11 protein-coding genes are annotated in these 15,491 nt (G+C 71.5%); 5 read left to right on the top strand and 6 right to left on the bottom strand.

What is annotated here, in order from left to right:
* The first annotated feature begins 97 nt into the window (after positions 1 to 97).
* Entirely contained in the window at positions 98 to 436 is a 339-nt protein-coding gene (locus MFF22_RS13795; RefSeq protein ID WP_238249542.1) for a hypothetical protein, read from the top strand.
* A 119-nt stretch (positions 437 to 555) separates the two neighbouring features.
* Positions 556 to 1,488, top strand: coding sequence for a ferredoxin reductase domain-containing protein (locus MFF22_RS13790; protein ID WP_238249541.1), 933 nt, complete (start codon positions 556 to 558; stop codon positions 1,486 to 1,488).
* Between the two features lie 326 nt (positions 1,489 to 1,814).
* On the opposite strand, the gene MFF22_RS13785 is transcribed toward MFF22_RS13790, so the two are convergent.
* From MFF22_RS13785 to recO, 5 genes are all read right to left on the bottom strand, one after another.
* Positions 1,815 to 7,142, bottom strand: a complete 5,328-nt coding sequence (locus tag MFF22_RS13785) for an alpha-2-macroglobulin family protein (protein ID WP_370877622.1) — start codon at positions 7,140 to 7,142, stop codon at positions 1,815 to 1,817.
* Positions 7,143 to 7,395: 253 nt separating this feature from the next.
* Positions 7,396 to 9,423 (bottom strand): ethylmalonyl-CoA mutase, encoded by a 2,028-nt coding sequence (locus MFF22_RS13780; RefSeq protein WP_238249566.1) that lies wholly within the window; start codon positions 9,421 to 9,423, stop codon positions 7,396 to 7,398.
* 151 nt (positions 9,424 to 9,574) lie between these two features.
* Positions 9,575 to 10,216 (bottom strand): SGNH/GDSL hydrolase family protein, encoded by a 642-nt coding sequence (locus MFF22_RS13775; RefSeq protein WP_238249540.1) that lies wholly within the window; start codon positions 10,214 to 10,216, stop codon positions 9,575 to 9,577.
* On the bottom strand, positions 10,216 to 12,462 hold the full coding sequence (gene parC / locus MFF22_RS13770; RefSeq protein WP_238249539.1) for a DNA topoisomerase IV subunit A: 2,247 nt from the start codon (positions 12,460 to 12,462) through the stop codon (positions 10,216 to 10,218). The genes MFF22_RS13775 and parC overlap by 1 nt, the downstream gene beginning before the upstream one ends.
* A gap of 157 nt (positions 12,463 to 12,619) precedes the next feature.
* The gene (recO, locus tag MFF22_RS13765) at positions 12,620 to 13,339 is read right to left on the bottom strand and encodes a DNA repair protein RecO (RefSeq protein WP_238249565.1); all 720 of its coding nucleotides are present in this window, start codon (positions 13,337 to 13,339) and stop codon (positions 12,620 to 12,622) included.
* A gap of 64 nt (positions 13,340 to 13,403) precedes the next feature.
* Here recO and MFF22_RS13760 point away from each other — a divergent pair, with 64 nt between their 5' ends.
* The gene (locus MFF22_RS13760) at positions 13,404 to 13,784 is read left to right on the top strand and encodes a hypothetical protein (RefSeq protein WP_238249538.1); all 381 of its coding nucleotides are present in this window, start codon (positions 13,404 to 13,406) and stop codon (positions 13,782 to 13,784) included.
* 19 nt (positions 13,785 to 13,803) lie between these two features.
* On the top strand, positions 13,804 to 14,487 hold the full coding sequence (locus MFF22_RS13755) for a gamma-glutamylcyclotransferase (protein WP_238249537.1): 684 nt from the start codon (positions 13,804 to 13,806) through the stop codon (positions 14,485 to 14,487).
* A 143-nt stretch (positions 14,488 to 14,630) separates the two neighbouring features.
* Here the strand turns inward: MFF22_RS13755 and MFF22_RS13750 are convergent, their stop codons facing one another.
* Complete coding sequence (locus tag MFF22_RS13750; protein WP_238249536.1) at positions 14,631 to 14,774, bottom strand: hypothetical protein; 144 nt, start codon at positions 14,772 to 14,774, stop codon at positions 14,631 to 14,633.
* A gap of 156 nt (positions 14,775 to 14,930) precedes the next feature.
* Here MFF22_RS13750 and MFF22_RS13745 point away from each other — a divergent pair, with 156 nt between their 5' ends.
* Positions 14,931 to 15,476, top strand: a complete 546-nt coding sequence (locus tag MFF22_RS13745; RefSeq protein WP_238249535.1) for a hypothetical protein — start codon at positions 14,931 to 14,933, stop codon at positions 15,474 to 15,476.
* The last annotated feature ends 15 nt before the right edge of the window (positions 15,477 to 15,491 follow it).

Here is a 15,491-nt window from a genome sequence, read left to right as displayed (position 1 = left end):
GCGCCCCGGTTGCGGGGCATTCGAGGCCTCGGATTAAGCCCCCCTTAACCACGTTCGCCCAAGGTCATCCACAGGTCGCGTGTGGGGAGATCAGCGGATGGCCGAGGCGGCGAGGCGTTTCCAACCGGCGGACAGCCCCGATCTCGTGCGTCGCATGATCGCCCGGCCCGTGCAGCTGGCCCATCGGGCCCGCACCCGTCTCCCGGAGCACGAGACCACATCCGGATCAGCTGTTGGCCGGGCCGAGGCCGCCATCGGCCGGCTCGAAGCCGAGCTGAGCGTGATGAAGGCGGTGGCACGGGTGCAGCGGCAGGAGATCGAATCCCTCCGGGCCCAGCGCCGGCTGCTCACCGAATCCGCCCCCGACGACGATGTGCGGGCGACCCGCGAGCGTTGGGCCGCCCTGGTCGATTCCCTGCTCGTCCGCGCCCGCTGACGTTCCCGGCGAGCCGGATCCCGCCTCCCGTCCAGGATGAGCCAGTGTCGCACGATGTCCGCGGGAATCCGGATCTCACCTTTCTTCACCGTGGCCTGAGAAGGGGCGAGGGTCCCGCCATGCGCGCGCGCTGCTCGCTCGTCGTCAACGGCCGTGCCGTCCGCTGCTCCCCCGGAGACACGCCCCTGGAGGCGGCCGTCGCCGAGGGGATGATCGCGCCCGTTCCTGGGATGCACGGCGTCAACATGCTCGGCCAGGGCGGTGCCCCCGCCGCCCGCCGGTCCCAGGGCCGCCGGGGCCGCGACGCACCCGCCACCCTGTCCGATGTGCCCGAAGGCCGCGAGGCGGGGCCGGCGGCGCGGGCTGCGCCGCAGGAGCGCGCCCGCCAGAACCTGAAGGGAACGCTGACGGAGGTGCGCCGGCTCGGCCCCGGCATCCTCGAACTCGTCGCCACCCTCACCCGCCGACCGCTCCACGAGCCGGGCGAGCAATACACCGTGAGCCTCCCGGGCCTGCCCGCCATGACCCTGAGCCCGACCCTGCGGACCGACGGGTCGGCGGAGATCAACGAGGCGGTGTTCCACCTGCCGAGGGATCCGGACGAGGATGGGGCAGCTGCCTTCGTCGTCGGCCAGGATGTCAGGCTGAAGGGTCCCTTCGGCCGCGGGCATTACCGCCCCGGCGGCGGACGCCTCGTCCTCGCCGCCACGGGCGCGGGGTTCGGGCCGATCTGGGCCATCGCCCGGGCCGCCCGCTACATTGAGCCCGAGCGTGACATGGCGCTCGCCATCGGCGCCCGGGATGCCCTGGATCTCTACATGCGCGAAAGCGTCGAGTGGCTGCGCGGAACGGGCGTCGGCCGGATCGTGCTCTGCGCCGAACGGGGGCGCCAGCGTCCGCCGGATGTCCGCCCCGGCCCGGTCGGGGCGCACCTCCCGCAATTGCGGGCGAGCGACGTCATCCATGTGGCCGGCGACATCGCCACGGTCGGCGCGGTCCAGGCGCTGGCGGGTGCCGTGGGCGCGCGCTGCTACCCAATCGTGGTGGAGTGACCCGGCGGGGCCGTCCACCTCCGCCGCCTCGCGGGACGATCGCGCCCGACGAAGGTCGGTCCCACCCTGCCCCCTCATCCTGAGGTGCGGCGTGAGCCGCCTCGAAGGAGGGGTCCAGAAGGCTCCGCGATCCCTGGAGCCGTCCTTCGAGGCCTGCTGACGCAGGCACCTCAGGATGAGGCCTTCGAGGCCTGCTGACGCATGCACCTCAGGATGAGGCCTCCGAGGCCTGCTTGCGCGGGCAACTCAGGAGAGGGGAAAGGGTGGGAGCACCGGCGCGGTGATCCCCGCCCGTGGAAGGGGAACCGTCCCCCCGCGTGAAGCTCCTACCGCCCCTCCCCCACCGTCAGGGAGCCGGTGGCCGTCCGCCCGTAACGGGCGGGGCGGTACATGTCCTCGACGGTGGCGCCGGGATGGACGTAAGTCCCCGGTGACACCGCGCGCACGGCATAGGCCACGGTGAAGAAGGCCGGCTGGCTCGGGTCCCGGGTATAGGCTGCCACGAAGCGGTCGTCCCGGAACTCCGTATGGACCGGCTGCACGTCGGACTTGGCGAAGGCGAGCCCCTGGAGCGCGTCGGCGTCGAGGAGCTTCGGGTTGTCGATCTCCAGCCCCGCGGGCAAGCGGTCGACGAGGAGAAGGCGGGCGGATTCGGCCTTGGCCTCCGTGACCTTCAGCACCACCACCAGACGGTCGTTCTGACGGATGGCGGCGGGGTCGATGACACTGCCGTCGAGGCGGTGAAGGCTGCGCTCCACGGTGTAGCCGCGGGACTCCGCCGGCTCCGGCGTCACCGGGTTGCCGGAGACGCCAATGGCCACCTGAACCGGCGCGCCGCCGGTATTGACGAGCACCTTGTCCCCGGCCGCCAGATCGGCCTCCCCGTAGGTGCGGGCGAGCGGCCCCGGGAGCGCCGCCCCGTCGAGGGTGAAGGACAGGCCCTTCCCCCGCTCGGCGAGGCCCTCGGCGGCCATCACCATCCAGGCATTCTCCTGGGTGCTGGTCGGGCGATTGTCCGCCCGCTCCTGGCCGACGATCGTGGCGGCGGGCGCGAGGGCCGCGGCGGACAGCCCCATCTCCGCGGCGAGGGCGATCAGCCCCGCCCCGTCCCGGAGGCGGGAGCCGTAATCGGCCCGGTAGCTGCCCTTGTCCCGCTCGGAGGTGAGGAGGGAGAGGGCGGACTCCATCGCCTTGCCCGCCCTCCCCCGGTCACCGAGGAGCGCGAGGGCGGCGGCGATCTGTGCCCGGCCGAGGGACGTCTTGATCTCGGACAGCTTGGAATCGGCGAGGTAGCGCAGATCGCCCATCACCGGCCTGCCGTTGCGGGCGAGGACATAGGCGGCATAGGCGATGTCGGCCCCGCCGTCCCGCACCTCGCTCGCGTTGGCGACGGCGTTGCGCAGGCGGTCGAGGGCGAGGGCGAAGGGCCCCTGCGGCACGGCGAAGTGCCGCTCCCTGGCGCGGGTGAGGAAATCGGTGACGTAGGCGTCGAGCCAGAGGTCGTTCGATCCCTCCGCCGACCACAGACCGAAATCGCCGCTCGAATCCTGGCGGGAGAGCACCCGCTCGATGGCCTCGCGCACCCGCCCGTCCGCATCCGGTTCGAGGGCCAACCGGTCGCGCCCCGCCAGCCGGTCCACCGAGAGCAGCGGCATCGCCCGGCTCACCACCTGCTCGGAGCAGCCGTAGGGATAGCGGTCCAGGGCCTGGAGCAGGGCGGCCACGTCCACCCCCGGAAGGGCCGAGGCGGACAGCGAGACCCGGCCGGTGCCGGGGATCACGTCGGCCAGCAGGTCCGCCGCGAGGGTAAGGCTCTCCCCGGGGGCGAGGCTGCGCACCTGCCGCCGCAGCAGCGCCCCCGTGCCTGGGGCGACGCCGAGGCTGAGGCTCTGGGACAGGGGGCTTGCAAGGCCCGGCCCCGACAGCGCGATGTCGATCCGCCCCGTGCCCGGCGCGGTCGCGGTCAGGGGTACCGTGAGGCTCGCCTTGCCGCCGGCCTCGAGACGCAGAGTGCTGCGAAGCGCCTGCTCTCGTCCTTGAGCCTGCCCTTGCACCTGCCCTTGCCCCTCGGCCCGCACCGGCCCGGTGGGGACGATCTCGGCGGTGTAGGTCCCCGCCGGCCCCTCGACGTTGTCGAGGGCGACGAACAGGCGCGACCGGTCGCCGATATCGAGGAAGCGGGGCAGGGTCGCGCTCACCACGACGGGGTCGCGGATGGTCACGTCCGCCTGAGCCTGCCCGACCCGGGTCCCGCTCCAGGCAGTGACCATGACCCTCCCGGTCCCGTTGAAGGCCGGCAGGGGAAAGGTCACGCTGGCTTTGCCGTCCGGCCCGACCTTCACCACGCCGGAGAACAGGGCCAGGGGCGCCTCGGTCGGCGGCGCATCCGCGAACTCCGCGCCACCCGCATCGCCGCCGGAGCGGATGGCCCCGGCGCTGCCCTGCATCCCGTCGATCAGGTAGCCGTAGACATCGCGGAACTCGGTGCCCAGCGCCCGCTGGCCGAGGAAGTAGCGGGTCGGGTCGGGGGCGGCATAGCGGGTGAGGTTGAGGATGCCCACATCGACCAGGGCCACCGTGACCCGCGCCTCCTCGCCCGGAGCGAGCCCCGCGACGGTCACGGGGAGGGTGAGGTCCTGGCGGGGCCGCGCCTTCCCGGGCGCCGCGACGGAGACCGCCAGGGCGCGCCGGTCCCGGTCCACCGAGAACCATGCGAGGCCGAGCGCCCGGCCGGGCTGGCGCCGCGCCGCCTGATCGAGGGGGCGGTAGGCGGTGGCGACGAGGTAGGCCCCCGCCCCCCAATCCGCCTCCACCGGCAGGCTGACGGTGGTGCCCCCCGCGGCGACGCTCACCTCGCGGATCTCGTGGACCCTGTCGCTCACCACCATGACGCTCGCCTGACCGGCGAATTTCGGGCCGAGCCGGGCGTGGATCGTCTCGCCGGCCTCGTAGGCGGCCTTGTCGAGGGTGAGGTCGAGGAGGTCGGGAGCCTGGGCGGTCTCGGATCCGGCCCAGCCGACGTCGAAGCCGAGGCTCGCCGCGGCTTGGGGCAGGCCCGGCGCGGAGACGTCCAGCCGGTAGGCGCCGAGTCCGACGGGCGCCTGGATGCGGCCGGGTGCCCCGGCGGCGAGGTCGACGCTTCCGCTGGCGACGCGCTTCGTGGTCTTACCCGCCTCAAAGGACCAGCGTCCGTCGGCCCGGTACCATTGGTAAGTCCGCTCGACCCTGGACAGGGTCCAGGTCACGCCGGATCGGGTCAGGCGGCGCCCGTCGGGGGTGGCCAGCACCACGTCGAATCCGGCGAGGTCGCCCTCCTTGAGGTCGGCGAACGTCTTCCGGACCGCCAGGACCGGCCCGGCCGGCAGGATCGGGAGTGTGAGGCTGCGCGACAGGGCCCGTCCCCCGGGCTCGCCCACCGCGAGGGTGACCTTCGCTTCCAGGGGCCGCGGCGCGGTGACGTCCGGCACCGGCACGGAGACGCTCGCCATCCCCTGTGCATCGGTGACGGCGAGGGCGGAGAGGTCCCGCGTGGTCGCCTCCACCGCCTCGTCGTCGAGGCCCACCGTGAACCCGTCGAGGCCCGGGATCCCGTTGCCCGAAGCGGCCTGGACGGTGACGCTGCCCGAGACGCCGAGCCCCGCCCCCGGTGCCCCATAAAGGTAGCGTGCGGCGATCTTCACCCCAGCCGGCTCGCCCCGCTTCAGGCTGGCCGCGGCGGGGGTGAGGGTCACGTCGAGCCGTTCGGGGACGTAATCCTCCACCAGGAAGCTCGCCTCGCCCAACGGGGGCGCCTTGGGGTCCGTATAGGCCGTGATCCGCCACGTTCCGTGCATGGTCCCCGACAGGAGGGGCAGCGCATAGGCCCGTCCGCCGAAACCCTGGTCGGGCACCGAGGCCCGCCGGTACTCGACCCCGTCCGGACGCTTCACCACCAGGGTCAGGGGCAGGTCGGCGACGGCATCCCCCCTGGCGTTCCGCAGGAGGGCGGCGATCTGCACCGTCTCGCCCGATCGGTAGACCCCCCGCTCGGTGAACAGGTAGGCGTCGAGCCCGCCACCTTCGGGGCGGCCCTTCACCCCCCGGTCGGTCAGGTCGAAGGCGCCCTGATCGAGGTCGAGGAAGCCGTAATCGTCCCCGCTCTGCGCCACGACGAGGCTCGGTGCGCCGCCGCCCTCGCCGCGGCCGAGGCCGCCCTCGAAGGCGGCGTGGCCCTCGGCGTCGGTCCGGCGGGTGGCGAGCACCTCGTTGTCCCGGGCGACGAGGCGGATCTCGGCGCCCTCCATGGGTTGAGCGGTCCCGAGGGAGCGCAGCACCACGTGGACACCGTCCCGGCCCTTGGTCGCGGTGAGGCCGAGGTCCGAGACGACGAACCATTGCGTCGCCTGTTGCTCGTAGCCCCCATCCTCGTCGGCCGGGGCCGTCCCGGAGGGCCGGGCGACCATCACGTAGACGCCCGGCTCCAGCTTGCCCACGGCCCGGAGGACCGGGAAGGCGGTCACGCTCTCCTGGTTGATCTCGGCCTTGGCCGTGTCGAGACTGCCCTTCCAGACCCGGACACCCTTCTGCGCGGCGATGGCCTTCGCCGTGGCGCCGCTGAGCTGGCCGAGGAAATCCTCCGAGCGGAGTGTCGGCAACAGCCCGCGGTCGCCGATGCGCAGCACCTCCAGATCGAGCTTCGGCGCGTTGACCGAGACGATGGGGAGGCCCGCCTGACCGGTGCGGGGCAGGACGTAGTTCCGGCCGGTGAAGCGCGCCTGGGGGGCGCGGTCGCGGACGTAGATCTCGTAATCCGCGGCCTTGGGCAGGGTCTCGCCCACCGACGAAGGCAGGCCGGGGCGCAGGACGACCGCGTAGCGGCTGCCGTGCTTCAGCCCGTCTACGCAGACCTGCGAGCCTTCCCCCGTCACCGCCGCCGACGCGCTGCCGGTGACCGCGACGAAGGGCGTGAAATCGGCTTTCGGTGCCACGACCTCGGAGAAGGTGAAGCACAGGCGCGGGGCTGCCGCATCCGAATCCACGGTGTAGGTGAGGATGCGGAAGCCGTGCTCGGCGCGCAGGGCTTCGTAGGTCTCGCGCACGGGGGCGTCGTCGTTCAGGGCGAGGCTCGCCGCGTAGGCGTCCAGAGCCGGGCGCCACTCCTCCTGGGCTGCTGCGACCTCACCCAGAAGCGCCAGGGCCTCCGCGGCCTCCGGTGCCGTGCGGGCCCGCTCATAGGCCCGGTAGGCCGCCGCCTGAGCCCGGCCCCGAAGCCGCGCCCGGCCCTGGTCATCGTTCTCCTCGGTCTCCCCTGCCGCCGACTGCGCCGCGCGGGCATAGGCGCGCCAGTTGGCCGGGTCGGCGGGGTCGGCCGCCACCGCGGCGGCCAGGGGTGGCAGGGCCTCCACGGGCTTCTCGGCCTGGAGCAGGGCCTCGCCCTTCCGGCGGGATTGGGCGGCGGGCGGCAGAGGCGTGGGGGCCTCGGCCTTCAACGCCGCGTCGAGGCGCACCGCATCGCTCGCGAGGGTGAGGCGGGAAAAGGTCTTCTGGACCGGAGCCGCGGCGGGCGTGGCCACGGGGGCCTTCGCCGGGGGCTTCGGTTGGGCGGCAACCGGCGCCGCGGCCATCAGCAGGACGGCGAGGCCGCCCGCGACCGCTTGGATCCATCCCCGCGCCATCGGCCCCTCCCCCGCCGCCGCGACCCGAATCGCGGCGGTATCGCGAGGGGGAGATTACAGGGTGGGTGGGGGAAGGGAACCGGCTGCATAGCCTCGCCCGGAGCGTCCCGATCACTACCTCATCCTGAGGTGCCGCGAAGCAGCCCCGAAGGAGACGTCCAGATGGCACCGCGATCCCTGGAGCCCTCCTTCGAGGCCCGCTCACGCGGGCACCTCAGGATGAGGTCGGAGATGGGATCGCGGCAGCCGGCTCCTAGTACACCTGCGCCGGCGCCTCCTGCGGGCGGGGCGCCTTCCCGTCCAGGGTCTTCTCGATGACCTTGGCCAGCCCGATCATGATCTGGTCGATGGCGTAGTCCTTCGGGGTGTAGACCGCCCGCACGCCCATGTTCTTCAGGACCAGTTCGTCCTCCGGCGAGATGATGCCGCCGACGACGACGGGGATATGGTCGAGCCCGGCTTCCCGCATCTTGGCGCGCACCTCCCGCACCAGGGGAACGTGGCTGCCCGACAGGATCGACAGGCCAACGACGTGGGCGCCGGTCTCCTTCGCCTTGGCGACGATCTCCGAGGGCGTCTGGCGGATGCCGTCGTAGGTCACGTCGAAGCCGACGTCCCGGGCGCGCAGCGCGATCTGCTCGGCCCCGTTCGAGTGGCCGTCGAGGCCGGGCTTGCCGACGACGAGCTTCGGCTGCTCGCCCAGGCGCTCGCCGAGATCGGCGATCAGCAGGCGCGCCTCCTCTGCCGCCCCCGCCGACACGGTCTCCCGGGTGACGCCGGTGGGCGCCCGGTATTCGCCGAACACCCCGCGCAGGCAGGAGCCCCACTCGCCGGTCGTGACCCCGGCCTTCGCCGCCGCGATGGAGGCCGGCATGATGTTCGTGCCCGAGCGCGCCGCCTCCTCCAGGCCGGCGAGCGCCGCCCGCACCGCCGCCGCGTCGCGGGTCTCGCGCCACGTCTTGATGCGGCCCGCGGCCTCCATCTCCACCGTCTCGGAGACGGAGAAGATCGCGCCTTCACCCGCCGTCAGCGGCGAGGGCTCGCCGTGCTGGTACTTGTTGACGCCGACCACGATCTGGTCTCCGGCCTCGATGGCCGAGATGCGCCTTGCGTTCGATTCCACCAGGGCGCGCTTCAGGGCGCCGGTCTCCACTGCCGCCACGGCGCCGCCGATGCCGCCGATTCGCTCCAGCTCGGCCCGGGTCTCGGCCTTCAGCGCCTCGACCTTGGCCTCGATGACGTGGCTGCCGTCGAAGATGTCGTCGTATTCGAGCAAGTCGGTCTCGAAGGCGAGGATCTGCTGCATCCGCATCGACCATTGCTGGTCCCAGGGGCGGGGCAGGCCGAGCGCCTCGTTCCAGGCCGGCAATTGCACGGCCCGGGCGCGGGCGCGCTTCGAGAGGGTGACAGCCAGCATCTCGATGAGGATGCGGTGGACGTTGTTTTCGGGCTGTTGCTCGGTGAGCCCCAGCGAGTTGACCTGCACGCCATACCGAAAGATGCGCTTCTTCGGGTCGTGGATGCCGTAGCGCTCCTGGGCGATCTCATCCCACAGTTCCGAGAATGCCCGCATCTTGCAGATCTCGGTGACGAAGCGCAGCCCGGCATTCACGAAGAACGAGATGCGCCCGAACACCTCCGGGAAGCTCGCCTCGTCGAAATCGGGATCGTCCCGCACCGTGTCGAGGACGGCGATGGCGATGGCCAGCGCGTAGGAGAGCTCCTGGACCGGCGTCGCCCCTGCCTCCTGCAGGTGGTAGGAGCAGACGTTCATCGGGTTCCACTTCGGCACCTCCTTGGTCGTGAACAGGATCACGTCCTTGGTGAGCCGCAGGGAGGGGGCCGGCGGGAACACGTAGGTCCCCCGGGACAGGTATTCCTTGATGATGTCGTTCTGGGTGGTGCCCTGGAGCGCGGCGAGCGGCGCGCCCTGCTCCTCGGCCACCGCGAGGTAGAGGGCGAGCAGCCACGGGGCCGTGGCGTTGATCGTCATGGAGGTGTTCATCTGCGCCAGCGGGATGTCCTGGAACAGGGTCCGCATGTCGCCGAGATGAGCCACCGAGACGCCGACCTTGCCGACCTCCCCGCGGGAGAGCTCATGGTCCGGGTCGTAGCCGGTCTGGGTCGGCAGATCGAAGGCGACCGACAGGCCGGTCTGGCCCTTGGCGAGGTTGCCCCGGTAGAGCTTGTTGGATTCCGCGGCCGTGGAATGGCCCGCATAGGTGCGGATGATCCATGGCTTGTCGCGCTTCACCTCGGCGATATCGGCGCTCGCGCCCATTCCCGTCATCTCCCGTGCCGCATTCTGATGCCGCGCTGAGAGCGCCGCTTGCGGCGCAGCGTAGCGGAGGCTCAGGCCGCCGTCATCCACGTCGGGTTGCACGAAAAATCGGGGTTGACGGTGAACGGAATTTGAGACCGCGACAAGCGCGTCACCCCAACAGCGCCGCCACCCGCTGCGCCGCCGCGGCGTAATCGGCGAGGTGGACGCCATCGCTCAGCGCCCCCGGTCGGGCGAGGCCGCCCTTCCCATCGCGGAAGGCATCGAACGGGTCGGCGAAGGCGCAGCCGTTCTCCCCTGCCAACCTCTCGAGGCGGGTCGAGTAATCCCCCACCGCTGCCGCTTCGCGCTCCTGGCCTGGCACCGGCTCGATGGGCGGCAGGGCGAGCACGACCACCCGGTCCGCATGCGCCCGCAGCCAGCCGATCAGTGCCGCCGCCGCCGCCTCGAACCGCGCCACCGCCTCCGGCGAGAGCGGGCGGACGCGCACAGAGAGGTCGTTGCTGCCGGTGATCAGCACCGCGACCCCCGCCCGGTGGCGGAACCTCAGCTCCGACAGGCGCTCGGCATAGCCCCCGGTGGAGATCCCACCGATCCCGCCATTGACGACCGGACCGCTGCCAAGGGGGTGCGCGCACAGGAACTCGGCATGGGAATCGCCCACGATCAGGGCGAAGCCCGGCGCCGCCGCGTCGAGAGCCCGCTGGATCTGCGGGATGCGCATGGCGATGCGCTCCCGGCAGATCTTGCGATAGCGCCGCCGCTGGAGACGGCGGGCCAGCCAGCCGCGCATCAGCGGCCGAACCGCTCGAACTTCGGGAAGCTTCTGGCCATCATCAGGCCGACCTCCGCCCGGTGGCCGACCCATTTCTCCAGGATGGCGGCGTTGGCGAGCCGTCCTTCGGCCGAGCCGTCCTGCCAGGGCAGGCCGTCCTCCATCCGGAAGACGTGGGCGTGGGTCAGCTTTCCGCTGCGGCAGCGCTGGAGCCGCACGCCCTTGCCCCGGGCCAGCTCCGCCACCTCTCCGATGGGGAAGATCAGAAGCAGTTTCTCGGAGTTCATCACGGCCACATGGTCGCCATCCGCCGGCACCAGGATCGTGGCGACGGCGTCGCCATCGAGGCCGAGGATGCCCTTGCCCTTGCGGGTGTTGGCGACCAGGGCGTCGGAGGGCGCCACGAAGCCGCGGCCGTCGGAGCCGGCGAGCAGCACCTTGGTCTCCGGCCGGTAAGGCAGGGCGGCCACCACCTCCGTGCCGTCGTCGAGATCGACCATCAGCCGCACCGGGTCGCCGAAGCCCCGGCCGCCGGGCAGCTTCGAGGCGTCGAGGGTGAAGACCTTGCCGTTGGACACGAGCAGCAGGATCTTCTGGGTGGTCTCGCTCGGAAATGCGATCTTCAGCCGGTCGTCGCCCTTGAAGGCCACGCCGGAGAGGTCGGCCACGTGGCCCTTCAGGGCGCGGATCCAGCCCTTCTCCGAGACGATCACGGTGATCGGCTCCCGCTCCACCAGGGCCGCCGTCAGGTCGACGCCAGCCGTGTCGGGCGGGTTCTCCAGGGTGGTCCGGCGGCGGCCGAGCTTGGTCTCGGGTCCGAAGGTCTTCTTCACCGCCCGGATCTGCGCCTGGATCGATTTCCACTGCGCCGGCTCGGAGGCGAGCAGGGCGTCCAGCTCGGCCTTCTCCGCCGTCAGCGCGTCGAACTCGCGCTTGAGCTCCATCTCCTCCAGCTTGCGCAGGGAGCGCAGGCGGGTATCGAGGATGGCGTTGGCCTGCACCTCGGTGAGCTCGAACCGCGCCATCAGGGCGGCCTTCGGCTCATCCTCCTCGCGGATGATGCGGATCACCTCGTCGAGGTCGAGATAGACGATCAGCAGCCCGCCGAGGATCTCGAGCCGCCGGTCGATCTGGCCGAGGCGGTAGCGGGAGCGGCGCTGCAGCACCACCCGGCGGTGGTCCACCCACTCCCGCAGGCATTCCACGAGGCCGATCACCTTCGGGACGAGGCCGCCGACCAGGACGTTCAGGTTCAACGGGACCCGCGCCTCGAGTTCGGTGAGGCGGAACAGGGATTCCATCAGGATCACCGGATCGACGCTGCGGGAGCGCGGCTCCAGCACGACCCGCACGTCCTCGGCCGACTCATCCCGCACGTCGGCGAGCAGCGGCAGCTTCTTCTCCTGCAGAAGCTCGGCCATCTTCTCGATCAGCCGCCCCTTGGGGATGCCGTAGGGGATCTCGGTGACGATGATGTTCCACGTCCCCCGGCCGAGATCCTCCTTGTGCCAGCGGGCCCGGACCCGGAAGCCGCCGCGCCCGGTGCGGTACGCCTCGGCGATGGACTCGGCCGAGTCGACGAGGATGCCCCCGGTCGGGAAGTCCGGTCCCTGCACGAACTTGGCGAGCTGCCCGGAGGTCGCCTCGGGGTGGTTGATCAGGTAGAGGGCCGCGTCGCAGAGTTCGGCGGCGTTGTGGGGCGGGATCGAGGTCGCCATGCCGACCGCGATGCCCTGCGAGCCGTTGGCGAGCAGGTTCGGGAAGGCCGCCGGCAGCACCACCGGCTCCTCCTTCTCGCCGTTGTAGGAGGGGCGGAAATCGACCGTGTCCTCGTCGATTCCGTCCAGCAGCAGGCGGGCGACCTCGGTGAGGCGGGCCTCGGTGTAGCGGTAGGCGGCGGGGCCGTCGCCGTCGATGTTGCCGAAGTTGCCCTGCCCGTCGACCAGCGGGTAGCGCTGGGCGAAATCCTGGCTCAGGCGCACCAGGGCATCGTAGATCGCTTGGTCGCCGTGGGGGTGGAAGTCACCCATCACGTCGCCGACGATCTTCGCGCACTTCTTGTGCGCGGTGTTCGGATCGAGGCGCAGCAGGCGCATGCCGTAGAGGATGCGCCGATGCACCGGCTTCAGCCCGTCCCGGGCGTCCGGCAGGGCCCGGTGCATGATGGTCGAGAGCGCATAGGCGAGGTAGCGTTCTTCCAGCGCCGACTTCAGCTCGACGCTCTCGATGCCGTCGCCGGACGGCGGCTCGAAGGGCTGGCCCATGGTGGTTCCCCGACTTTTCCCGTGCCCTCTCCGTCATGGCGAGCGCAGCGAAGCCATCCAGGGACGAGCCGCATTCTCAGGCGTTCCGCTGCCCTGGATGGCTTCGCTGCGCTCGCCATGACACAGTTGCAACCGTACTTAGAACATATCGCGAACGTTAGCCCGCCGCGACGCCGAGCGCAACGAATCGCGCCCGTTCCTCCGGTGGCGTGAGGCCACGCGGACCCCAGACGTGCCGGTCGAGGAAGTACCCCGTCAAGGTAAACCCTTGCGCAACGCCGTCCGGTCCCGGCGCACCGCCCTCCCGGAGGAAGGTCGGCAAGGCGAGCAGGCGGTCGCGGAAGGGCTCGCCCGCGGCGGCACTGACCGCCCGGCCTGTGCGGGGGGAGACGTAGGCGAGGCGGTCGTTGCCGCCCGTGGCGGCGCAGGCCGAGAGATCGAGGCCGAAACCGAGTTCGGTGAGCACGGCGAGTTCGAACCGCACCATCAGGGGCGGGGCCACCGCCGGATCGTCGAGATGCTCCACGAGGATGCAGGCCGCCTCGTAGAGGGCGTCGTGCGGGTCGCGCTCGGGCAGGAGGCGCAGGAGCGCCGCCATCGTGCCGAGCCCGTAGAGGGCGAGGCCCGAGCCGATCATCCGCGATACCTCCGACGCCAGGGGCTCGACGGCGAAGGACCCGAGACCTTCGTCGAGCCGCGCGCGCCATGTGAGCCGCACCCGGTTGCCCGGCTGGAGCACCGGCTGCATCCGCCGGGAACGACCCCCATGCACGAGGCCGAGATGGCGGCCGTGTTCCGCGGTCATGGCCTCGAGGATGACACCGCTCTCCCCGTGCCGGCGCAGGCCCAGCACCAGGGCGTCGTCCGTCCACTGCATTCCGCGACTATAGGTGTTTTCTCCGTCGCCGCACTGCGCTTTCTCGGCCGCAGGAGAGAATCGCATGCCGGTCCGGCCCCATTGCCTCGCCCTCGTCCTGCTCGCGGCTTTGCCCTCGCCGGTACTGGCCAGGGACGAGCCCTCCCCCGCCCTGAAGGCGCGGATCGCGAAACTCGCCCTGAAGCAGGTGGAGTTCGGCGCGGTCTCGCTTTTGCCGGTCACCTTCGCCGGGAGCGGTCTCGCCGGACCGTTCGAGGAGGACGGCCACACCTATTTCTGCGTCATGACGCGGATGAAGGGCCGCGATTTCGGCGGCTCCGAGCATGTGCGGATCGCCATGCGTTACGAGAACGACCGGCTGACGATGATGCATGACGACGACGTCTGCGCCTATCACCACGCCCGGCCCTTCCCGGAACTCACTGCCCTCGGCAACGCCCGCTGAGCCTTTTGCGTTCGTGGGCATGCCCTCTGCTTCCCGCCCCCTCGATCTGACCCTCGATCTGATCCGCGCGGCCCATGCCGGACCCGTGGCGGATGATCCGGCGGCCCTGACGGTGATGACCGACGAGGAGTTGCGCCCTGGGCTGGAGGAGATCGTGGCGGGCCGCGAGGGCGCCGCCCTGTGGGTCTTCGCCTACGGCTCGCTGATGTGGCGGCCGGAATTCCCGGTTGCGGAGCGGCGGCTTGGCACGGTGCGCGGCTTCCACCGCCGGTTCTGCCTGCTGCAGCGGCGGTTCCGCGGGACCCCGGAACGGTCGGGCTTCGTGCTGGCCCTCGACCGGGGCGGCCTGTGCCGGGGCGTCGCCTTCCGCCTGCCGGACGCCGAGATCCGCGAGGCGCTGATGCCCTTGTGGCGCCGGGAGATGCGGGGACGCGGCTACGTCGCCCGCTGGCTGCCGGTGGAGACGGACGAGGGGACGGTCTCCGCCCTCACCTTCCTCGCCAACCGCGCCAACGACCGCTACGCCGGCCGCCTGCCGGACGAGGAGATCGCCGACCGGATCGCCCTCGCCTGCGGCCATGCGGGCCCGAGCGCCGAGTACCTGTACCGGACGGTGGAAGCCTGCGAGGCGCTCGGCATCCGCGACCGCCACCTCTGGCGCCTTCAGGCGCTCGTCGCAGCACGGCTGAGGGCGTTGACCTGACGGGGCATGAGGGCGGCCGCTGCCGTCCTGGCGAGCGTCATCGAAGCAATCCAGGGATGCGCCACCTCCTGGGACAGCCCGCCGCCCTGGATGGCTTCGCTGACGCTCGCCATGACGGGGTCGGGATGGGCCGCCTGGACACCTCAGACCCACGCTCGCTTCGTCGCCACGATGCTGCGGGCTCCGGCATGCTCCGCATCCGGGTTGCGGAGTTCGCGGAAGCCGGGGGCACGGCCGTCGATGAGATAGACGACGAGCATGAGGCCGAGGGTAATCTTGATGCGCATGGCCACGCCTGAGGACCTGAGCGTGGCTTTTAGGATCGATCAATTTTGAATGAGTTGCTGCAGCGCACATCAACCATGCGGCGAGGGTCGGTTTCTTCGGGCCGTGGTAAAGGGCCCGCTCCCGGCCGCGGAGCGGCGTTAAGGACCACGGACCCCATGCGAATCGTCGCCCCGGCTCTGGCTTGTCTGCTCATGACTGTCCCCGCTGCGGCCGCACCTCCGGCGGCGGGGGGCGAGGCGGTGTTGACCGGCGAGGCCACGATCGGCAGCGAGGCTCGCCACGTCACCCTGCGGCTCGCCTGCGACCCTGCCCATGCGGGGATCTCGGCTGTTCTCACGGTCCCGCGTTTCGCCGACTTGACCCCACGGTTCGCCTTCGACGCCTTCGAGGGGCCGGATGGCACGACGAAGCCGCTGACGGCCATCCGCATCGTCGGGGCGAACGGCGTGCGCAGCGTGATCGCCCCGGCGACGGGTGCGGTCGCCGCCGACCCGGCCACGAGCTACACCTTCACCGTCGCCGGACCGAAGCGGACCGAGAACCCCCTCAGGGGCATCGCCACAGGCTTCGCCGAGGCAGGTGCGCGGATCGTCTGGACGCAGTCGAGCCCGCGGGCGGGGGACGCGTCCGTCATCGCGACCTTCACGGTGACCGAACCGGCGCCGCTCCGCACCGCCCTCGAGCCGTGCTTCGGACCGTAAGACGCCGCGCCGTCA

Source organism: Methylobacterium persicinum (genome assembly GCF_022179525.1).
In the GTDB taxonomy this organism is placed as follows: Bacteria; Pseudomonadota; Alphaproteobacteria; order Rhizobiales; family Beijerinckiaceae; genus Methylobacterium; species Methylobacterium persicinum.
This window is presented reverse-complemented; position numbering and strand designations above follow the sequence as displayed.